The sequence below is a fragment of the Streptomyces sp. NPDC002851 genome (assembly GCF_053591935.1).
In genome coordinates, this window is record NZ_JBSFUT010000022.1 from 91,251 (window position 1) to 112,650 (window position 21,400).

General features: G+C 71.9%; 16 protein-coding genes. 1 reads left to right on the plus strand and 15 read right to left on the minus strand.

Annotation, left to right across the window (positions count from 1 at the left end; all coding sequences use genetic code 11):
* Positions 1-23: 23 nt before the first annotated feature.
* The 8 genes from tmk to bldG form a co-directional block, all read right to left on the minus strand.
* A complete protein-coding gene (gene tmk / locus ACWD10_RS23230) occupies positions 24-3,224 on the minus strand; it encodes a dTMP kinase (RefSeq protein WP_451093928.1) in 3,201 nt (1,066 codons plus the stop codon).
* 245 nt (positions 3,225-3,469) lie between these two features.
* Positions 3,470-6,310, minus strand: a complete 2,841-nt coding sequence (topA, locus tag ACWD10_RS23235; RefSeq protein WP_451093930.1) for a type I DNA topoisomerase — start codon at positions 6,308-6,310, stop codon at positions 3,470-3,472.
* A 273-nt stretch (positions 6,311-6,583) separates the two neighbouring features.
* Positions 6,584-6,781: a hypothetical protein gene (locus ACWD10_RS23240; RefSeq protein WP_451093932.1), complete on the minus strand. Its 198-nt coding sequence runs from the start codon at positions 6,779-6,781 to the stop codon at positions 6,584-6,586.
* A 215-nt stretch (positions 6,782-6,996) separates the two neighbouring features.
* Complete coding sequence (locus ACWD10_RS23245) at positions 6,997-8,538, minus strand: DUF7059 domain-containing protein (protein ID WP_451093934.1); 1,542 nt, start codon at positions 8,536-8,538, stop codon at positions 6,997-6,999.
* Between the two features lie 112 nt (positions 8,539-8,650).
* On the minus strand, positions 8,651-9,232 hold the full coding sequence (locus ACWD10_RS23250) for a small secreted protein (protein ID WP_451093936.1): 582 nt from the start codon (positions 9,230-9,232) through the stop codon (positions 8,651-8,653).
* A gap of 196 nt (positions 9,233-9,428) precedes the next feature.
* Positions 9,429-11,834 (minus strand): sodium-translocating pyrophosphatase, encoded by a 2,406-nt coding sequence (locus tag ACWD10_RS23255; protein ID WP_451093938.1) that lies wholly within the window; start codon positions 11,832-11,834, stop codon positions 9,429-9,431.
* Between the two features lie 398 nt (positions 11,835-12,232).
* Complete coding sequence (locus ACWD10_RS23260) at positions 12,233-12,685, minus strand: ATP-binding protein (protein ID WP_451093940.1); 453 nt, start codon at positions 12,683-12,685, stop codon at positions 12,233-12,235.
* Between the two features lie 108 nt (positions 12,686-12,793).
* Complete coding sequence (gene bldG / locus ACWD10_RS23265; RefSeq protein WP_451093942.1) at positions 12,794-13,135, minus strand: anti-sigma factor antagonist BldG; 342 nt, start codon at positions 13,133-13,135, stop codon at positions 12,794-12,796.
* Between the two features lie 77 nt (positions 13,136-13,212).
* On the opposite strand from bldG, the gene ACWD10_RS23270 reads away from it, so the two are divergent.
* Entirely contained in the window at positions 13,213-15,885 is a 2,673-nt protein-coding gene (locus ACWD10_RS23270) for a DEAD/DEAH box helicase (RefSeq protein WP_451093944.1), read from the plus strand.
* Positions 15,886-15,973: 88 nt separating this feature from the next.
* On the opposite strand, the gene ACWD10_RS23275 is transcribed toward ACWD10_RS23270, so the two are convergent.
* From ACWD10_RS23275 to ssd, 7 genes are all read right to left on the minus strand, one after another.
* Positions 15,974-16,264, minus strand: a complete 291-nt coding sequence (locus ACWD10_RS23275; RefSeq protein WP_451094020.1) for an Rv3654c family TadE-like protein — start codon at positions 16,262-16,264, stop codon at positions 15,974-15,976.
* Between the two features lie 239 nt (positions 16,265-16,503).
* A complete protein-coding gene (locus ACWD10_RS23280) occupies positions 16,504-16,896 on the minus strand; it encodes a TadE family type IV pilus minor pilin (protein ID WP_451093946.1) in 393 nt (130 codons plus the stop codon).
* Entirely contained in the window at positions 16,883-17,077 is a 195-nt protein-coding gene (locus tag ACWD10_RS23285; protein ID WP_451093948.1) for a DUF4244 domain-containing protein, read from the minus strand. The genes ACWD10_RS23280 and ACWD10_RS23285 overlap by 14 nt, the downstream gene beginning before the upstream one ends.
* 65 nt (positions 17,078-17,142) lie before the next feature.
* Positions 17,143-17,922: a type II secretion system F family protein gene (locus ACWD10_RS23290; protein ID WP_451093950.1), complete on the minus strand. Its 780-nt coding sequence runs from the start codon at positions 17,920-17,922 to the stop codon at positions 17,143-17,145.
* Positions 17,923-18,019: 97 nt separating this feature from the next.
* The gene (locus ACWD10_RS23295) at positions 18,020-18,907 is read right to left on the minus strand and encodes a type II secretion system F family protein (RefSeq protein WP_451093952.1); all 888 of its coding nucleotides are present in this window, start codon (positions 18,905-18,907) and stop codon (positions 18,020-18,022) included.
* Positions 18,904-20,052, minus strand: a complete 1,149-nt coding sequence (locus ACWD10_RS23300; protein ID WP_451093954.1) for a TadA family conjugal transfer-associated ATPase — start codon at positions 20,050-20,052, stop codon at positions 18,904-18,906. The genes ACWD10_RS23295 and ACWD10_RS23300 overlap by 4 nt, the downstream gene beginning before the upstream one ends.
* The gene (gene ssd / locus ACWD10_RS23305; RefSeq protein WP_451093956.1) at positions 20,049-21,140 is read right to left on the minus strand and encodes a septum site-determining protein Ssd; all 1,092 of its coding nucleotides are present in this window, start codon (positions 21,138-21,140) and stop codon (positions 20,049-20,051) included. Before ssd ends, ACWD10_RS23300 begins: the two co-directional genes overlap by 4 nt.
* Positions 21,141-21,400: the final 260 nt, after the last annotated feature.

Sequence of the window (21,400 nt, forward strand, 5' to 3'; positions counted from 1 at the left end):
GGACGCCTGTTGACGAAGGGGATCTAGCGGCGGCGGCCCCGCCCGTTGCCCGCGTCGCCCGCGTCGCCCTCATCCCCCTCGTGCGGTCCGAGCAGTTCGTCGGCCAGCGTCGGAAGGTCGTCGAGCGGGGTCTCCTCGGCCCAGTCGGGGCGCGGGCGGCGGCTCGGCGTGCCGGACTCCGGGTCGACCTGCGGGAGTTCGCGCGTGCGCTCCTCCTCGTCCCGGAAGATGCCCGGCGGCACCCGGTCCGCGGGGTTCTCGGCCTGGCGGGCGTCTCGGACCGGCGGCAGCACCGCCGTCTCCTCGTTGGTGCTCTCCGGCGCGGAGGCCCCGGCTCCGGGTGCGGGCGGCTGGGGCAGTACGGCGGTCTCCTCACCGTCAGCGCCCTGCGCACCGTTCACACCGCGGGCACCATGCGTGCCGTTCACGTTGACCATCGGCGTACGCACCGTGGTCTCGTTGTCGGGATGCGTCGGGTTGCCCGAACCCGAACCCGTACCGGAATGGGAGCCCGAGCCGGAGCCGGAGTCGCGACCGGATTCGGAGGCGGGCCCAGAGGCAAAAGCTCCGCCCTCACCGGCCGCACCACTGGCCGCACCGCCAGCCGCACCACCGGCCGCGCCACCCGCAGCCTCCGCAGTCCGCCGCGCCTCCTCCGCCCGCAGCAGCGCCTGCTCGGCCTTCCGCTGCTTCTCCAGGCGCCGCTCCTCCGCCTCCGCGCGAAGCCGCGCCTCTTCCTCGGCCGCCCGCCGCTTCCGCTCCTCCTCGGCGGCCCGCACCTGCTCCTCGGCCTCGCGCCGCTTGCGCTCCTCCTCCACGCGACGGCGGGCCTCCTCGGCGCGCTGCCGGGCCTCCTCCGCCTGCCGTTCGGCCTCGCGGCGACGGGCTTCCTCCAGCTCGCGCCGCTCGCGCTCCTCTTCCTCGGCGCGGAGCCGGGCGAGCTGCTCCTGGCGCTCGCGCTCGATCCGCTCCTCCTCGGCCTTGCGGGCGGCCTCTTCCTCGGCCTTGCGCCGGGCCTCCTCCTCGGCCGCCTTGCGCGCCTCTTCCTGGGCCTTCACCTCGGCCTCGGACAGCGGCAGCATCCGGTCGAGCCGGTGGCGTACGACGGTCGTGACGGCCTCGGGCTCCTGGCCCGCGTCGACCACCAGATACCGCCCGGGGTCGGCGGCCGCGAGCGCCAGGAAACCGGAGCGCACGCGCGCGTGGAACTCGGCCGGCTCCGACTCGAGCCGGTCCGGTGCCTCCGTGAACCGCTCACGGGCGGTCTCCGGGGATACGTCGAGCAGCACCGTCAGATGCGGCACCAGGCCGTCCGTGGCCCACCGCGAGATCCGCGCGATCTCCGTCGGGGACAGATCGCGGCCCGCCCCCTGATAGGCGACGGACGAGTCGATGTAGCGGTCCGAGATGACGACGGCGCCCCGCTCCAGGGCGGGCCGCACCACGGTGTCCACGTGCTCGGCCCGGTCCGCCGCGTAGAGCAGCGCCTCGGCGCGGTGCGAGAGGCCGCCCGACGACACGTCGAGCAGGATCGACCGCAACCGCTTGCCGACCGGCGTCGCGCCGGGCTCCCGAGTGAGCACGACCTCGTGGCCCTTGCCCCGGATCCACTCGGCGAGCGCCTCGGCCTGCGTCGACTTCCCGGCGCCGTCGCCTCCTTCAAGGGCGATGAAGAACCCGGTCGGCGCGGGCGCCTGCGCCGGATCGCCACCGCGCAGCGCATCGCTCAGGTCGCGCCGGAGCGGCACCCCGGAGCGGTCGTCGGTCTTGGCGAGGACCAGCGCCGCGACGGGCAGCAGCAGCGCGCCCGCGAGCATCAGCGTGAACGCGGCGCCGCCGTGCGCGAACACGAACTTGCCGCTCACCACCCGGTGCGGCCCGATCGCCGCGGCGAGCAGCGGGGCCGCGAGGGCGCAGAGCGCGATGACAACGCGCACGACCGCCTGGAGGTGCTCGGTGGTCCGCACCCGGCGGTGGTCCTCCACCTCGAGGTCGAGCAGCGCGTGTCCGGTGTGCGCGGCGACCCCGGCGGCGTACCCGGAGAGCACCATGATCAGGAGCACGGTCGTCGGGTCGGGCACCAGGCCCGCCGCGAGCAGCCCTATCCCCGTCAGGGCGATGGCGAGAGCGAGCATCCGACGCCGCGAAAGCGCGGGGAGCACCTTCGGCGCCGTACGGATACCGACCGCCGTGCCGCCGGTGAGCCCGAGGACGAGCAGCCCGAAGAGCACCGGCCCCCCGTCCAGGTCCACGGCGTGCAACACGGCCACGGCGACCGCCGCCGCGATCGCCCCGGCAACGGCGGCGCAGGCCGACACCAGCAGCGGGATCGCGCCGGTGCGGCCCTTGTCCACGGCGCCGTTGCGGCCCTTGTCCGCACCCGAACCGCCAGCCTTGGGGCGGCGCAGCCCCTCCAGCGGTGAACGGGGGCGCGGCGTCTTCGTATCGGGAAGCTCGAGGAAGTAGACAACAGAGAGAGAGGCCGCGAAGAGTCCCGCCGCTACATAAGAAGCGAGCGCCACCTGATGCTGGCCGAACCAGTCGATCCCGGCGCCGAGCAGGTTCCCGACCAGGGTGATCGCGACGAGCACGAGCGCCGCGATGGGCAGCGCGGCGAAGGCCGTACGCAGCGAGAGCCGCCGCAGCGCCTCCAGGTGGTCCGGCAACGGCCGCACCGTGGCCCCCTCGGGCGGCGGGGCGGGCAGCAGCGCGGGCGCCGCGCTCTCCCGGCACACGGTCCAGAACCGCTCGGCGACGCCGACCACGAACCCGGTGACGAGCAGCACGGCGAGCGCACTCTGAGGCGTCCAGTCGATCCACAGCGGCGCGACGATGAGCACCACGGCCCGCAGCCCGTCCGCGCCGACCATGGTCCAGCGCCGGTCGAGGGGGCCCTCGGCGGACGTGAGCGAGGTCAGCGGGCCGAGCAGCACCGCGCCGAAGAGCAGCGTCGCGAGCACCCGTACGCCGAAGACCGCGGCGACGGCGAAGGCCGCGCCTCGGTAACCGCCGCCGAACGTCTCCTCGGCCACCGCAGCCTGGAGTGCGAGCACGACGAGGACGAGGAGCGCGAGGGCGTCCCCGACACTGCCGACCAGGTGCGCGCTCCACAGCCGCTTCAGCGGTGGAAAGCGCAGCAGGGCGCGGACGGCGCGCTCGCGGGAGTCTGCGACCAGGGCGTCATCGAAGTCGGCGTTCACCGGTGGCTGCTCGGCTCGGGTCATCTCGCCAGCCTATCCGGAGGGACCGACTCGCCGAAGCGCGTACCCGAACATACGCCCGCCCCTCCCCGGCACCGGCCCGACCGGCGCGAAACCGGCCCGTCCTGAATCCAGCCCGTCCGGCGTTTGAGGACGAGCCCGTTCAGGGCGATATGGGGGTCTGGGGGCGAAGCCCCCAGTTCCGGGAAGGGGCGGGGTAGGGGAAGAACTGGCCAAGGCCCAGCCGCCGACCGGCTGAGCCTCAGTCCTCAGTCCTCCGACTCCCCCGAAGCCGCAGCCGCAGCCTTCTTGGCCGGAGCCTTCTTCGCCGCAGCGGTCTTCTTGGCAGCCGTCGTCTTCTTGGCCACGGTCTTCTTCGCAGCCGTCGTCTTCTTGGCGGCAGCCTTCTTCGCCGGAGCCTTCTTCGCCGGAGCCTTCTTGGCCGTCTTCTTCTTGGCCGGCCCCTTCGCCCGCTTCTCCGCGAGCAGCTCGAAGCCCCGCTCCGCCGTGATCTCCTCGACGGAGTCCGCGGCCCGCAGCGTCGCGTTGGTCTCGCCGTCGGTGACGTACGGCCCGAACCGGCCGTCCTTGACGACCACCGGCTTCCCACTGACCGGGTCCTCGCCGAGCTCCTTCAGCGGCGGCTTGGCCGCGGCCCGGCCGCGCTGCTTGGGCTTGGAGTAGATCTCCAGGGCCTCCTCCACCGTGATGGAGAAGATCTGCTCCTCGGTCTCCAGGGACCGCGAGTCCGTGCCCTTCTTCAGATACGGCCCGTACCGGCCGTTCTGCGCGGTGATCTCCACGCCTTCGGCGTCCGTGCCCACCACGCGCGGCAGCGACATCAGCTTGAGGGCGTCCTCAAGGGTCACCGTGTCCAGGGACATGGACTTGAACAGCGAGGCGGTACGCGGCTTGACCGCGTTCTTGCCGGTTTTCGGTGTCCCCTCCGGGAGGATCTCGGTCACGTAGGGGCCGTAACGGCCGTCCTTGGCGACGATTTCGTTCCCGGACGTCGGGTCGGTGCCGAGCGCGAAGTCACCGCTGGGCTTGGCGAGCAGCTCCTCGGCGTAGTCGACCGACAGCTCGTCCGGAGCCAGGTCGTCCGGAACGTCCGCGCGCTGGTGGTTCTCCTCGCCCTTCTCGCCGCGCTCGATGTACGGGCCGTACCGCCCGACGCGCAGCAGGATGTCGTTGCCGACGGGGAAGGAGGAGATCTCCCGGGCGTCGATCGCACCCAGGTCGGTCACGAGCTCCTTGAGGCCGCCGAGGTGGTCGCCGTCGCCGTTCCCGGCGTCGGACGCGGCGCCCGCAGCGTCTCCCTCACCGAAGTAGAAACGCTTCAGCCACGGCACGGCCTGCGCCTCGCCGCGCGCGATGCGGTCGAGGTCGTCCTCCATCTTGGCGGTGAAGCCGTAGTCGACGAGCCGCCCGAAGTGCTTCTCCAGGAGGTTGACCACGGCGAACGACAGGAAGGACGGCACCAGGGCCGTGCCCTTCTTGAAGACGTAGCCGCGGTCGAGGATGGTCCCGATGATCGAGGCGTACGTCGACGGGCGGCCGATCTCGCGCTCTTCGAGCTCCTTGACCAGGCTGGCCTCGGTGTAGCGGGCCGGGGGCTTGGTGGCGTGGCCGTCGACGGAGATGTCCTCGGCGGTGAGGCCGTCGCCCTCGTTGACCTGCGGGAGGCGGCGCTCGCGGTCGTCCAGCTCGGCGTTCGGGTCGTCGGCTCCCTCGACGTACGCCTTGAGGAAGCCGTGGAAGGTGATGGTCTTGCCGGACGCGCTGAACTCGGCGTCGCGGCCGTCGGAGGCGGTGCCGCCGATCTTCACGGTGACCGAGTTACCGGTCGCGTCCTTCATCTGGGAGGCAACGGTCCGCTTCCAGATCAGCTCATAGAGACGGAACTGGTCACCGGTCAAACCGGTTTCAGCGGGCGTACGGAAACGGTCCCCAGAGGGACGGATCGCCTCGTGCGCCTCCTGCGCGTTCTTGACCTTCCCGGCGTACGTGCGCGGCTTGTCCGGCAGATAGCCCGAGCCGTACAGCTGCGTGACCTGCGCCCGGGCGGCGGCGACGGCCGTGTCCGAGAGGGTCGTGGAGTCCGTACGCATATAGGTGATGAAGCCGTTCTCGTACAGCTTCTGCGCCACCTGCATCGTGGCCTTCGCACCGAAGCCGAGCTTGCGCGAGGCCTCCTGCTGGAGCGTGGTGGTGCGGAACGGGGCGTACGGCGAGCGGCGGTACGGCTTGGACTCGACGGACCGCACGGCGAAGGCGGAGTCGGCCAGGGCGGCGGCGAGCGAGCGCGCGCCGTCCTCGTCCAGGTGCAGGGTGTCCGACTTGAGGCGGCCCACGGAGTCGAAGTCGCGGCCCTGAGCGACGCGCTTACCGTCGACCGTGGTCAGCTTGGCGACCAGCTGCGCGGGGTCGCTCTTGTCCCCGGTCCGGCCGGTGCCAAAGGTGCCGGTCAGGTCCCAGTACTCGGCGGAGCGGAAGGCAATGCGCTCGCGCTCCCGCTCGACGACGAGGCGGGTGGCGACGGACTGCACGCGACCGGCGGAGAGCCGCGGCATGACCTTCTTCCACAGCACCGGCGAGACCTCGTAGCCGTACAGACGGTCCAGGATCCTGCGGGTCTCCTGGGCGTCGACGAGCTTCTTGTTCAGCTCGCGCGGGTTGGCGACGGCCTCCCGGATCGCTTCCTTGGTGATCTCGTGGAAGACCATCCGCTTGACCGGGACCTTGGGCTTGAGGATCTCCAGGAGGTGCCAGGCGATGGCCTCGCCCTCGCGGTCCTCATCGGTGGCGAGGAAGAGTTCGTCGGACTCCTTCAGGAGGTCCTTGAGCTTCTTGACCTGCGACTTCTTGTCCGCGTTGACCACATAGATCGGCTGGAAGTCGTGCTCGACGTCCACACCGAGGCGGCGCACCTCGCCGGTGTACTTCTCGGGCACCTCGGCGGCGCCGTTGGGGAGGTCGCGGATGTGCCCGACGCTCGCTTCGACGACGTACCCAGGGCCGAGGTAGCCCTTGATCGTCTTCGCCTTGGCAGGCGACTCGACGATGACGAGTCGGCGGCCGCCCTGTGCGGTCTCGCTGGTCGGGGACAACGTTGGCTCTTCTCTCCGGTCGGCGCTCGTGGCTCGGTGGCCCGGTAATAGGTGACACGTGTGGTCCGTACGCGTTCATACGGTGACGCTGCGGAGTGTGACGGTACAGCCCGCCCCCGTGTCAAACGGGAAAAGTCCACAACGGCCACTCGAACGGTAACCCGACTACCGCCTTTTCTGCCGCCCGGTGTCTCTACCTGGCCATTCAGCGCTGACCCGCGATCTTCGGAGTCCCTCCCCTCACTTTCGCGCGGAACTTCCCACCGGGACGCCTCACAAACGCGTGAAGCACCACACCCCGAGCGCGAGGGCTCCGGCCCCGGTGAGCGTCGTGAACGTGGCCGATGCGAGGCGGCTCACACCCTCCGCCACCGGCGCCCGGTGCGCGAGCCGGAACCCCGTCCACAACAGGAGTCCGGCCCCGAAGAGGCCGAACACCGCCCCCGCGAAGATCGCTGGTCCACTCTCCATGCCTCGCAGCCTCCCGCCCTACCGTCACCTCTGCCGTCCGGCGCGGGGAGGCTGACACGCCGAGACCACGGGCACCCGTCGACCACGGGAACGACAGGTGAACGCCGGGGGCGGGCTGTGCGGGACACCTATGCGGCCCGTCCAGCGGGGCACTTATACGGCCCGTCCAACGGGCACCTATGCGGCCCGTCCAAGAGAGGCGGCTGGGGGCCTGGTCAGCCCCCGTCCGGCACCGGCTCCAGGAAGCCCTGCTCCACCAGGAGCCGGATCTGCCGCGGCGTACGGTCGCGCAGCATCACCGGGTCCTCGCCCACCAGTTGCGCGATGGCGTCGAGGATCTGGCCGGCGCTCAGCGTGCCGTCGCACACCCCCGCGAAGCCCGCGCCCACCGTGTCCACCTGGGTGGCCCGCCGCATCCCGCGGTGCTGGCGCAGCACGACGTGCTCCGGGTCCTCGGCGCCCGGCAGCCCGACCTGCTCCTGCACCACCTCATCGGCCAGCTTGAAGCGCCCGGCGAGCAGCGCGGCGTCGTCGGTGGCCCGCAGATAGTCCTGCCGTTCGAAGTGCGCGCGCACCACGTCGCCCAGGGGCTGTTCGACCGGGTGCGGCCACTCCTCGACGGTCACGGACGGTGACGTTCCGGCCGCCGCCGTCTTGCGCAGCGTGATCCACCCGAAGCCCACGGCCTTGGTCTTACGGGACTCGAACTCGTCCAGCCACGCGTCGTACCGCGCCGCATACGCGTCGGGATCCGTGCGGTGATCCCCCGCGTCGCGCAGCCACAGCTCGGCGTACTGCGTGATGTCCTGCACCTCGCGCTGCACGATCCAGGCGTCACAGCCCCGCGGCACCCACGAGCGGAGCCGGTCCTGCCACTCCTCCCCCTCTACGTGCTGCCAGTTGGCGAGGAATTGCGCGTACCCCCCTTCGTTCAACCGCTCCCCTGCCTCCTGAACGAGCGAGCGGCACAGATCGTCCCCGCCCATCCCGCCGTCGCGGTACGTCAGTCGGGCACCCGGGGAGATGACGAACGGCGGATTCGAGACGATCAGGTCGTACGTCGCGTCCCCCACCGGCTCGAACAGCGAGCCCTCCCGGAGGTCCACCACGGGCGCCCCGGAGAGCGCGAGAGTGAGCCGGGCGATGTGCAGGGCGCGCGGGTTGAGGTCGGTCGCGGTCACGCGCGTGGCGTGCTGCGCGGCGTGCAGCGCCTGGAGGCCGGAGCCGGTGCCGAGGTCGAGGGCGCTGGAGACCGGGGTGCGCACAGTGATCCCGGCGAGCGTGGTGGACGCGCCGCCGACGCCGAGCACCACAGCTGTGTCTGCCTGACGGCCCCCCGCGGCGCTGCCCCCGGCGCCGCCGACGGCGCACCCGAGGTCGGAGACGATGAACCAGTCCTCGCCGCCCGGCCCGCCGTACGGCCGCACGTCCACGGTCGCCCGCAGCTCCTCGCCGTCGGGGATGAGCCAGCCGTCCGCGACGCACTCCTCGACCGGCAGCACCGCCGCCACGCGCGCGTGCGCCACGCCCTGTTGCAGCAGGAAGAGCCGTACGAGCGTCTCGAGCGGGCCGTCGCCGCGGGTGGCCCGGAGCGCGGGCACCGTCTCGCTCCGGGCGAGCGCCGTGTAGGCGGGCGCGCCGAGCAGTTCGAGCAGGCCGTCGGCCGTGAAGTCGGCGGCGAGGAAGGCTTCCCGCAGCCGGGCGGCGGTGCCCGCGGTGTCGGTGCGGTCGGTCGTGGGCAGGGTGGTCGTACTCACCCGCCCATTGTCCCCTCCGACGGGGACGGCACGGGCCACGCGCGCCGAAGGGCCCACCACGCGCGCGTGGACGGGCCCTTCGTTGCTGACGGCTCCTGCGGAGCAGACGGGGTTACGGCGCCTTCGGCGTGGGCGAAGCGGTCGACGCCTGGCAGCCCTCCTGGCGGGAGATCGCGCTGCCGACCTCGCCCTCGAGGAGCGACTTGAGCGCCTGGTCGCCCTGCTTCTGGATGTCGCCCAGGTCGTTGGCGACCTTCTCGAGGCCCTCCGAGAACTTCTTGAGGCCCTCCGGCGAATCGTCGTTGGCGTCCAGGGCGTCGATCTGCTTCTTCAGCCCGTCGTACGACTTCGCCGCCTCGTTGAGGTCCTTGACGGCGTCCTTCTGGATCTGTTCGCCGTTGTCGACCGGGGGCGGGCCCGCCTTGTTCAGGGCGTTCGCGATGGCCTTGTCGGCGTCCGAGATCGCCTGGAAGGCCTGGGAGTCCGCCTTCTGAATGTCCGCCGGCTTGCCGTCCGCGGCCGTCGAGACGATGGTCTGCTGCGCCTGGACGCTCTTCTCGAGCTGCGGCTCGATCTGGCCGCAGAGCGACTTGGCCCAGTTGTCGAGCTCCTCGTTCTTCTCGTCACCGCACCCCGACAAGGCCAGTACCAGTACCGCACCGCCGGACAGTGCGGCCGCAAGCTTCTTGTTCACCGGATTGGTCCCTTCCATGGCTCTCGGCCCCGGAACATACACGCCAACTGGGCGACAAACGCGTGTCGAACGCCCGGTATGGACGCTATTGAAGCCATTTGCACCAAGGGAGATGAGCGTCACGAAACAAGAACGGGGCGGGCGACGCATCAAAGTGCGCCGCCCGCCCGGATGTTGAGTTGCTGTCAGGAGCAGGTCACGAGGACACCGTCGCCGGGTCCGCGGGCTTGGCGACCCGCTCGGCGCTCTCGTCCTCGCCCACCGCGATCCCGCGCCGCTTGGAGATGTAGACCGCGGCGACGATGACCGCGATCGCGAGCACCGCGATCGCCACCCGTACGCCGACGCTGGCGTCCTCTCCGTAGCTGAACTGGACGACGGCGGGTGCGATCAGGAGTGCCACCAGGTTCATCACCTTGAGCAGCGGGTTGATCGCGGGGCCCGCGGTGTCCTTGAACGGGTCGCCGACGGTGTCGCCGATGACGGTCGCGGCGTGCGCCTCGGAGCCCTTGCCGCCGTGGTGGCCGTCCTCGACGAGCTTCTTGGCGTTGTCCCACGCGCCACCGGAGTTGGCGAGGAAGACCGCCATCAGGGTGCCTGCCCCGATGGCCCCGGCGAGGAAGGAGCCGAGCGCGCCGACGCCGAGCGTGAAGCCGACCGCGATCGGCGTCAGCACGGCGAGCAGACCCGGCGTGGCCAGCTCGCGCAGCGCGTCCTTGGTGCAGATGTCCACGACCCGGCCGTATTCCGGCTTCTCTGTGTAGTCCATGATTCCGGGGTGCTCGCGGAACTGCCGCCGCACCTCGAAGACCACGGAGCCCGCCGAGCGCGACACCGCGTTGATGGCGAGCCCGGAGAAGAGGAAGACGACCGCGGCGCCGAGGATCAGACCCACCAGGTTGTTGGGCTGCGAGATGTCCATGACGAGGTTCATCGGAGCCCCGTCACCGAGCTTCTCGCCCACTTCCCTGGCCGCGCCCGCGATGGCGTCGCGGTACGACCCGAAGAGCGCGGAGGCCGCGAGCACCGCGGTGGCGATGGCGATGCCCTTGGTGATGGCCTTGGTGGTGTTGCCGACGGCGTCCAGGTCGGTGAGCACCTGCGCGCCCTCACCCGTGACGTCTCCGGACATCTCGGCGATGCCCTGCGCGTTGTCGGAGACCGGGCCGAAGGTGTCCATGGCGACGATGACGCCGACCGTGGTGAGCAGACCGGTACCGGCCAGGGCCACCGCGAACAGCGCCAGCATGATCGACGTACCGCCGAGCAGGAAGGCACCGTAGACGCCGAGTCCGATCAGCAGCGCGGTGTAGACGGCGGATTCGAGGCCGATGGAGATACCGGCGAGGACGACGGTCGCCGGGCCGGTCAGCGAGGTCTTGCCGATGTCCTTGACGGGACGCCGGTTGGTCTCGGTGAAGTAGCCGGTGAGCTGCTGGATGAGCGCGGCGAGCACGATGCCGATGGCGACGGCGACCAGGGCGAGCACCCGCGGGTCCCCGGCATGGGCGGTGATCGCCGCGTCGGTGACGCCCTTCAACTCGGCGTACGTCGACGGCAGATAGGCGTAGACCGCGGCCGCCACCAGGGCGAGCGAGATCAGCGCGGAGATGAAGAAGCCGCGGTTGATCGCGCTCATGCCGCTGCGGTCCGCGCGCCGCGGTGCCACGGCGAAGATGCCGATCATCGCGGTGATGACGCCGATCGCGGGGACGATCAGCGGGAAGGCGAGGCCGGAGTCGCCGAAGGCCGCCTTGCCGAGGATCAGCGCGGCGACCAGCGTGACGGCGTACGACTCGAACAGGTCGGCGGCCATTCCGGCGCAGTCTCCGACGTTGTCGCCCACATTGTCGGCGATGGTCGCGGCATTACGCGGGTCGTCCTCCGGAATGCCCTGCTCGACCTTGCCGACCAGGTCGGCGCCGACGTCGGCGGCCTTGGTGAAGATGCCGCCGCCGACACGCATGAACATCGCGATCAGGGCGGCGCCGAGTCCGAAACCTTCCAGCACCTTGGGTGCGTCGGCGGCGTACACGAGCACCACACAGACGGCGCCAAAAAGGCCGAGCCCCACCGTGAACATGCCGACGACGCCACCCGTACGGAAAGCGATCTTCATGGCCTTGTGGGAGACCTCGGTGAGGTCCTTGGCCGGTTCGCCTTCCGCGGGAGTCGCCTCCCGCGCGGCGGCCGCCACGCGCACATTACTGCGGACGGCGAGCCACATACCGATATAACCGGTGGCCGCCGAGAACAACGCTCCGATCAGGAAGAACGCCGAGCGTCCGGCGCGCTGATTCCAGTCGTCCGCGGGCAGCAGCATGAGCAGGAAGAACACGACCACGGCGAAAATGCCGAGGGTCCGCAACTGCCTGGTCAGATAGGCGTTTGCGCCTTCCTGGATGGCCGCCGCGATCTTCTTCATGCTGTCGGTGCCTTCGCCGGCCGCGAGCACCTGGCGCACCAGGACCCCGGCCACGACGAGCGCCGCGAGCGCGACGGCCCCGATGGCCATCACGATCAGACGGTTGTCGGAAGTCAGGACTGCGGCTGCGAAGGTTGAGAGGTGGTCAAACTGATGAGGGGAAGAAAGCCCCGCCATTCGTCCTCCTTGACGCTTGGGCTGAGCTCAAGATGTGGACGGATTCTAGGGAGCTCGCCCTGATCAAAACAGGGCGCGGCAAGCGGGATTGGCTCGCTGTTGCTCCTCAGCAAATGATCGCAGCGAAGGATTGCGCCCGAAAGAGGTAATGCCTCAAAAACATTGACCGTAGATCAACGATCAAGAAAGCGCCCCGGAAAATCATCTGAAAGGCCCACGGAGCATACGGAGTACGATCTCTGCGCTCCGGAAAACGATCTCCGTACGGCCGATAAATGATCTACCGCAACGCAAAAGGCCCCGCTCGGCGGGGCCTTGAGAAGATCTGGCGAAGATCGTACGGAACCCGCGGGGCGGGGCCGGGGGCGGAGGCCCGAGCGGGGCCCGGAGCCCCGGAGTCAGGGCAGGATCGGCGCCGGCGGCGTGGGCCAGCTCATCCTGATGAGGCCGCCGGACTCGCCGGAGGTGACCTCCACATCGTCGACGAGGCCGCTGATGACGGCGAGGCCCATCTGGTCCTCACCCTCGGTCTCCAGGTCGTCCACGACACCGGCCGCGTCCGGGCCCGTGCCCTCGCCGACGGCTGTTTCCCCCACGGCGTGCGGCACCTCGTCGGCGACCTCGATGGAGAACTGCTTCTCGTCCTCGATCAGCGACACCCGCACCGGGGCCTCCACACCATTGCTCTGGTGCAGCCCGACGGCACGCGTGCAGGCCTCGCCGACGGCGAGCCTGACCTCGTCGAGAACGGCCTCGTCCACTCCGGCCCTGCGCGCCACCGCCGCCGCCACCAGACGGGCGGTACGGACGTGCTCAGGCAGCGCGCTGAAGCGGAGTTCAACGGTGGCCATGCATCCCCCTAGGGCGTACGAGCGTGCTTTCAAGGGGCCGGGCCACTGTGGCCCGGTACCCCCTTGTTCCTGCTTGTCCCGGACATCACCGGCCCGGGGCACCGACCCTCAGTCGGTCGCCGCTACCGCTTCGTCGACCGAGTTATGGATCGGGAAGACCTTCGTGAGGCCGGTGATACGGAAGATCTTCAGGATGCGCTCCTGGTTACACACCAGGCGCAGTGAGCCCTCATGGGCCCGTACTCGCTTCAGGCCACCCACCAGGACGCCGAGGCCGGTGGAGTCGAGAAAGTCCACGCCCTCCATGTCGACGACGAGGTGGAATTGGCCGTCATTCACCAGCTCGACCAGCTGCTCACGCAGCTTGGGCGCGGTATACACATCGATTTCGCCACCGACCTCGACGACCGTACGGTCGCCGACGGTACGGGTCGACAGGGACAGGTCCACGGATCCTCCAGCACCTTGCTATCGAGCGCTCGCCCCTCGGACACCTGAGATCAGGACTGGGGCGATCGCCAGCCGCGATGGCATTCAATCACTTACTGGCGGGCGTGCACGACGCCTTCGGACCATTGTCCGTCACGCCAGTGACACACTCGGTGCCGATGGCCAAGAATCACCGCCCCGAACGACCCTCGGCGGGCACCCCCGAGCGGCCCACCCCGCGTACGGTCCTCGACCGGCTCAGCGCAGGTGAGAGTCGTGCTTCGCGCATCACTCATACGGAGCACTTGCCCCCGAGGGCGGGCCGTCATGCCGTCTGGCCCGAGCGCATCCGATCAGATGTGATCGCGGCCGTGCAGAAGGCGGGCATCGAACATCCCTGGGCGCATCAGGCGCTCGCCGCCGAACACGCACTCGACGGGCAGTCCGTCGTCGTCGCCACCGGCACCGCCTCCGGCAAGTCCCTGGCCTATCTGCTGCCGGTCCTCTCCACCATCCTCGACGGCGCCGAGACCCCGGCACCGCGCGCCGCACAGACCGGAAGCCGGTCGAAGGGCGGGGCGCAGGCCCCCGCCGCCGGGTCGGGCTGGCTCGCCGGGCGGGGCGCGACCGCGCTCTACCTCGCCCCGACGAAGGCCCTCGCGGCCGACCAGTGCCGCGCCGTGAAGGACTTCGCCCGCCCCCTCGGCAACGCCGTACGCCCCGCCGTCTACGACGGGGACACGCCCTTCGAGGAACGCGAGTGGGTACGTCAGTACGCCAACTACGTCCTGACCAACCCGGACATGCTGCACCGCGGCATACTCCCCTCCCACCCCCGCTGGTCCTCCTTCCTGCGCGCCCTGCGCTATGTCGTCATCGACGAGTGCCACACCTACCGCGGCGTCTTCGGCTCACACATCGCCCAAGTCCTTCGCCGCCTGCGCCGGTTGTGTGCCCACTACGGCTCCGAACCGGTCTTTCTGCTCGCCTCCGCCACCGCCGCCGACCCGTCGATAGCCGCGGGCCGTCTGACCGGACTGCCGGTGAAGGAGATCGCCGACGACGCCTCCCCGCGCGGCGAGCTCGTCTTCGCCCTCTGGGAACCCCCGCTGACCGAACTCCACGGCGAGAAGGGCGCCCCCGTCCGCCGTACCGCCACCGCCGAGACCGCCGATCTGCTCACCGATCTCACCGTGCAGGGCGTGCGCTCGGTGGCCTTCGTACGGTCCCGCAGGGGCGCCGAGCTGATCTCGGTGATCGCCCAGGAGCGCCTCGCCGAGGTCGACCGCTCCCTGGTCCGCCGAGTCGCCGCCTACCGGGGCGGCTATCTGCCCGGCGAACGCCGCGCCCTGGAGAGCGCCCTGCACTCCGGCGAGCTTCTCGGCCTCGCCGCCACCACGGCCCTGGAACTCGGCATCGACATCTCCGGCCTGGACGCCGTGATCATCGCCGGGTACCCGGGTACGCGCGCCTCCCTGTGGCAGCAGGCAGGCCGCGCCGGACGCTCCGGCCAGGGGGCCCTGGCGATCCTGGTGGCCCGCGACGACCCGCTGGACACCTATCTCGTCCACCACCCCGAGGCCCTCTTCCAGCGGCCGGTGGAGTCCACCGTCCTCGACCCCGACAACCCGTACGTCCTGGCCCCGCACCTGTGCGCGGCCGCCGCCGAACTCCCGCTCACCGAGCCGGACATGGAGCTCTTCGGCCCGGCCGCCGAAGGGCTGCTGCCGCAGCTGGAGGCCGCGAAGCTACTGCGCCGCCGTACGAAGGCGTGGCACTGGACCCGCCGCGAGCGCGCCGCCGACCTCACCGACATTCGCGGCGAGGGCGGTACCCCCGTCCAGGTCGTCGAGGCCGGTACCGGCACGCTGCTCGGCACCGTCGACGCCGCCTCCGCGCACACCGCCGTGCACACCGGCGCCGTCCACCTCCACCAGGGCCGCACGTACCTGGTGAAGGACCTGGACCTGGACGACTCGGTCGCTCTCGTCGAGCAGGCGAACCCGCCGTACTCCACGACCGCCCGGGACACCACGGCCATCTCCGTCCTGGAGACGGACGTCGAGATCCCCTGGGGCCACGGCCGCCTCTGCTACGGCTCCGTCGAAGTCACCAACCAGGTCGTCTCCTTCCTGCGTCGTCGTCTCATCACCGGGGAGGTCCTCGGCGAGACCAAGCTCGATCTGCCGCCCCGCACGCTGCGCACCCGCGCCGTGTGGTGGACGGTCACCGAGGACCAGCTGGACGCGGCCCGGGTGAACCCGGAGATCCTCGGCGGCGCCCTGCACGCCGCCGAGCACGCCTCCATCGGCATGCTGCCGCTCTTCGCCACCTGCGACCGCTGGGACATCGGCGGCGTCTCCGTACCCCTGCACCCGGACACCCTGCTGCCCACGGTGTTCGTCTACGACGGCCACCCGGGTGGCGCGGGCTTCGCGGAGCGCGCCTTCCGCACCGCCCGCGCGTGGCTCACGGCCACCCGCGAGGCCATCGCCTCGTGCGAGTGCGAGGCCGGCTGCCCCTCATGCATCCAGTCCCCCAAGTGCGGCAACGGCAACGACCCGCTGCACAAGCGCGGCGCTGTACGGCTCCTGACCGAGCTCCTTCGGGGGGCGCCTGCGGATCCTGGGGACGAGGAGGGTGCGGGGGACGCGGCGGACTCGGCGGATCCTGGGGACAAGGAGAGTGCGGGGGACACGGCGGACTCGGCCGATCCTGGGGACAAGGAGAGTGCAAGGGACTCGGCGGATGCGGCAGACGCGGCGGGCTGAGAGTGGTCCTACGGATCCCGATCCGCACGGCTGGCCTCGCCGTCGGCCGGTCAAGGGAGTCGCACGCACTGCTCCCGCTCCGGCGGGATTACGGCTCCCGTGGCGCGGCGGATGCCGGTCCCGCCCGGGAGCGCACCGCCGAGTTGAACGGTCCTGCCCGCACCCTGACCGTCACATCGGCCACCTCTCCCCGGACGACGCACCGCACGACCTCCGCGCCCTGCGCCCGGGCCACCCGTCCGGCTCCCGAGCAGGCGGCCCGCTGTCCCCGCAGCGCGTGGTCGGCCGCGGCGAGCGCCGCCAGGTCCGCGGCTCCACCGGCGCGATGCCGCACCAGTACGGCCTGGCCCATCAGCAGTACGGCGCCGAACACCACCATCAGCACGGCCGCCGCCACGACCACCCACACGGTGGCCGACCCCCGGTCCCCGCACTTCTCCTCTCCGCGCCTTGTCTCCTCTGCGTGCCTTGTCCCGTATTCGCGCCACGCCTCCTCCACAGCCCGTATCGCTTCCTCTCCGCGCCTCGCCTCCTCTCCGCGCCTTGTCTCCTCCGCGCACCTCGCCTCCTTCACAGCCCGGGTCGCTGCCCGGGCCCGTGTCCCGACCACTCCGAGCATCACCCCGCCCCCGATTCCGCCGTGCCCTCGGCCACGGTGTCCTCTGCCAGCGCCACCGCCTCGGCCGTCAGCTCGACCCCCAGCTCCCCCGGCCCCGGTGAACGGGCCGTCACCCGTACCCGCACCAGGTCCGACTCGCGCCGGATCTCGACGCTCGCCCCGCGCGGAGCGGCACGCCGGGCCGCCGCCACCGTCGCGGCGTGCGGTTCCTGCCGTGCCGCCGCCCGAGCGCCCGCCCTGGCGGCGTCCACGCACTGGATCTGCGCGGAGGCGGCCATCAGGGCCCACAGCAGCGCCGTGCCGAGCAGGACGAGCACCGGAATCACCGTGGCCGCCTCGGCCGTCACATAGCCGCCGTCACCACGCCGCCGTACCGCGTCAGAACTGGACACCGAGCGCCTTCCCGATGACCGACTCCAGCGCCCCCTTGACCGCGTCGGACGTCACCACCTTGTAGAGCACGGCGGCGAAACCGCATGCCGCGACGGTGCCCAAGGCGTACTCGGCCGTCGTCATACCGGAGTCGTCCGAGCGCGCCCGCGTCCGCCTCCGGAGATACCTGAAGAGCCTCATCCCAACCCCCTGGATGCTCTGTGGATATTTCTGTGGATATATCTGTCAGCCGCCGTTCATGGCTGTCAGTTGCCGTTCAGGAACCCGCCTGCGAGACCCACGGCCACCGGCACCACACCGATCGCGAGGAACGCCGGGAGCAGGCAGAGCCCGACCGGCGCCACGATCACCACCGATGCCCTGCGCGCCCGTGCCGCGGCCGTCCGCGCCCGCGTGGCCCGGCACTCGGCGGCGATGAGCGCCATCTGCTCCGCCGCCGGTGCGCCGGACGCACCCGCCCGCTCCAGGCAGCGGGCCAGCGGCCGCGCCCCCGGTATCTCCGCCAACCGGCCCCAGGCACGCTCCGGTTCGGCCCCGAGCCGCAGCTCCGCGGCGGCCTGGACCAGACGTCGGCCGAACGGCCCTTCCAGGGACTCGCCCACGGCCTCCGCCGCGGCGACCGGTTCAGCACCTGCGGCAATGCAGGAGGTCATCAGGTCGGCGGCGAGCGGCAGTTGGCGCTCCGCCTCGGCCCGGCCCGGTACGTCGGCAGGCCCTCCGCGTCGCAACCAACGCCACACGGCATATCCAGCCCCCGCCCCGACCAGGCACCCGGCGACCCCGCCGACCACGGCGTACCCGGCGCACACCGCACCCGCGACCGTCAGCCGCCGCGTTGCCGCAGGCCCCCACCGCGGCAGCCGCCGCGGCACCGGCGGCCCGGTGCCGAACATCAGGCGGGCCCTCCGTCGCCCCTTCCGTTCCTTGAGCCCAACCGCCCAGGCCCGGGCGAGCACCACCGCTCCGGCCACCCCCACGACGGGCGCCACGGCCACCCCCAGCCTGTGGACAACATCCGCACTCACCCCGACATCACCTCTTCGTCGCTCGTCGCCGACACCTCCGCCCGCGCACTGCTCGGTCCCCTCAGCTCTTGTGGATCTCGTAGATCTCTCAGCCCCTTCACACCCCCTCAGCCCCCCGCACAATCCGCACCGCCCACCACAGCCCAACGCCTTCCAGCACCCCACCCACCACGAGGCACCCGAGCCCCATGGGCGTGTGCAGCAGGATCCGCAGCGGGTCGGCGCCCATCGCGGTGCCCAGCAGCAGCCCGGCCGCGGGCAGCACCGCGAGCAGCATCGCCGTGGACCAGGCCCCGGTCACCTGCACCCGCAGGTCGGCCCGCTGATCCCGCTCCGCCCGTAGTGCCCCCTCGAGCCGGGCGAGCCCTGCGGCGAGCCCGGCGCCGCGGTCCACCGCCACCCGCCAGCACGCGGCGAGCCCGAGCAGTCCCTCCGCCCCCGGTTCGCGTGCCGCCTCCCTCAGCGCCCCGGGCACATCCCCGCCGAACCGCGCCGCCGCGAGCACCGCGGGCTCCGCGTCGCCGAGCCCGGAGCCGCCCTCCGCGGAGCGCACCGCCGTCACGAGTGCCGCCGCGGGCTGCTGCCCCGCCCGTACCTCCGCGGCGAGCGCACCGCACAGCGCGATCACGGCCTCGGCGCGCGCCTCCCGGTCCCGCCGCCGCTCCCGCGCCCGCAGGGCCCGGCCGACCAGCGGTACGCCCAGCGCTCCGAGCACCACCGGCACCACCGACTGCCCCAGAGCCCCGATGAGCACCCCGGCGGCCAGACACCACCACGCGCGGTGCTGCCGCGAGCGGGCCCGTGCCCAGGCAACCGCCCGCTCCCACAGGTACGGCCCGGGCGACCCCTGCGCCGTACCTCCCGCGAAGAGCAGCCGCGCCCGCCGGGCACCCTGGTCCTGCCGCACCGTCAGCCATGCCGCCGCCCCCGCGCACACCGCCGCGGCGTACGTCGGTGAGCCGCCCCAGGTCAGCACCCCGCTCATCGCCCGACACCCCCGAGAAGCGCTTGGAGCCGCGGCCAGCCCTGCTCGTACGCGAAGGCGTCCTCGGCCCACCGCAGCGCGGGCACCGCCACCACGAACCCGGCGGCATCCCGCTCCAGTACCCGCACCTCGGCGATCCGGCGCCGCCCGTCCGGGCCCCGTACGAGATGCAGGACGACGGAGACGGCGGCCGCCAACTGGCTGTGCAGCGCAGCCCGGTCGAGCCCGGCCGCCGTGCCGAGGGCCTCCAGGCGGGCCGGTACGTCGGCCGCGGCGTTCGCGTGCACCGTGCCGCAGCCCTGGTGTCCGGTGTTCAGCGCCGCGAGGAGGTGGACGACCTCGGGGCCGCGGACCTCGCCGACCACGAGCCGGTCGGGCCGCATCCGCAGTGCCTGGCGCACCAGGTCCTGCAGGGTCACCAGGCCCGCGCCCTCCTGGTTGGCGGGGCGGCACTCGAGGCGTACGACGTGCGGGTGGTCGGGGCGCAGTTCGGCGGAGTCCTCGGCCAGAATGATGCGCTCGCCCGGCCCGGCGAGGCCGAGCAGCGCGGCGAGGAGGGTGGTCTTGCCGGATCCGGTGCCACCGCTGATCAGGAACGACTGCCGGGTGTCGATCAGGGCCCGCAGCACCCGCTCCCCGCCCGGCGGTACCGTTCCCGCCGCCCTCAGCTCCGCGAGGGAGAACGCCCGCGGCCGCACCACGCGCAGCGAGAGGCAGGTCGAGCCGACCGCGACCGGTGGCAGTACGGCGTGCAGCCGGGTCCCGTCCGGCAGCCGGGCGTCCACCCAGGGCCGCGCGTCATCGAGCCGTCGCCCCGCCACCGCCGCGAGCCGCTGGGCGAGCCGCCGCACGGCCGCCGCGTCCGCGAAGGACACCCGGGCCCGCTCAAGCCCCTGGCCCCGGTCCACCCACACGTCGTCGGGCCCCGACACCAGTACGTCCGTCACCTCGGGGTCGGCGAGCAGCGCTTCCAGAGGGCCCGAACCCACCAGCTCCGCACGCAACTCGCGTACGACACCGAGCAGTTCCGCATCGCCGAGGACCAGGCCCTGATCCCGCAGCGCGCGGGCCACATGCGCCGGTGTCGGCTCGGCCCCGGACTCGGCGAGCCAGCAGCGCACCCCGTCGAGCAGGTCGGCGCTCATGACCCGGCCTCCGTCAGGGCCCGCCCCCAGAAGGCCGCGCAGAACCGGGCCAGGGCCCCGCGCGCGTTCCCACCGGGTGGGCCGTCGGCGCCCGGAAGTCCGCGCTCCACCGGCACCTCCCCCACGTACGGCAGGTCGACGAGCCGGGCCACCTCGGCGGCGTCGAGCCCGGCGGCGAAGGGCCCGCGCACCACGGCCCGCAGATCGCGCAGCACCATTCCGGCGACCGCCGCCACCCGTCGCGCGCCCGCCACCGCGCGCAGCTCGGCCGGGACCACAACAAGCCCGAGGTCCACCTGGGCCAGGGCCTCGGCAACGCCCTCGTCGACGCGGCGCGGCAGGTCCACGACCACCACGCCGCCGCGTCGGCGTGCCGCGGCGAGCACGGCCCGCACCGCTCCCGGTGGCACCGCGACGGACTCGCCGCGGTCCCAGCTCAGGACGCGCAGGTCATGCAGTTGGGGCAGTGACTCCTCGAGCGCGCTCGCGGCCAGCCGCCCCCGCGACTCCGCGAAAGCGGGCCATCTGAGCCCTTCGGCGCTCTCGCCGCCGAGCAGGACGTCGAGCCCGCCGCCCAGCGGGTCGGCGTCGACGAGCAGGGTGCGCCGCCCGGCCCTGGCCGAGGTCACGGCCAGCGCGCAAGCCAGGGTCGATGCCCCGGCTCCGCCGCGCCCGCCGAGCACGCCGACGGTCAGCGCCGGCCGTCCCACGCCCTCGGCGACGTCCGCGATGTGGTCCACGAGCCACTGCTCGGCGTCCGGCAGGCGCAGCACATGGTCGGCGCCGATCTCCATGGCGCGCTGCCACACCCAGGGGTCGTCCTGGTCACGGCCGACCAGGCACACCCCTCGTCTGTGCGCCGCGCCGCGCACTCTCCCCGCGGCGTCGTCCCCGACGAGGACGAGCGGCGCCGCCTCCCAGCCGCCCCGGCGCTCGGGCACCTGGTGGTGCACCTCGGGCCGCGCGCCCGCCGCGGCGCACAGCCGCAACAGGTCGTCGAGCAGCTCCGGGTCCTCGGTGACGATCAGCGGCCCGGCGCGTACCTCTTCGCCCGCCGACGTACGGTTCTGCGTGATCGATCCGGCCATGCCCCCACCCCTCTGACTTGTGCACGCCCGCTTGGGAACGATGCGGACGATGTGAATCCGGCAAGCGCGATCGAACCCCCGGAACGAGGCCTCGACTTCGCGACTGGAATCACCATGAGCGGCGGCTGAAAATCGTGTGGATCTTGATCCAAAACTGTGGACAACTCAGCGATTGTGAATATCCCGTTCACCCATCCCGGTGAGGACCGGGCGACTTCCACAGAGCAGCCTCGCCACTACGTACAGTGACGGATCACGGG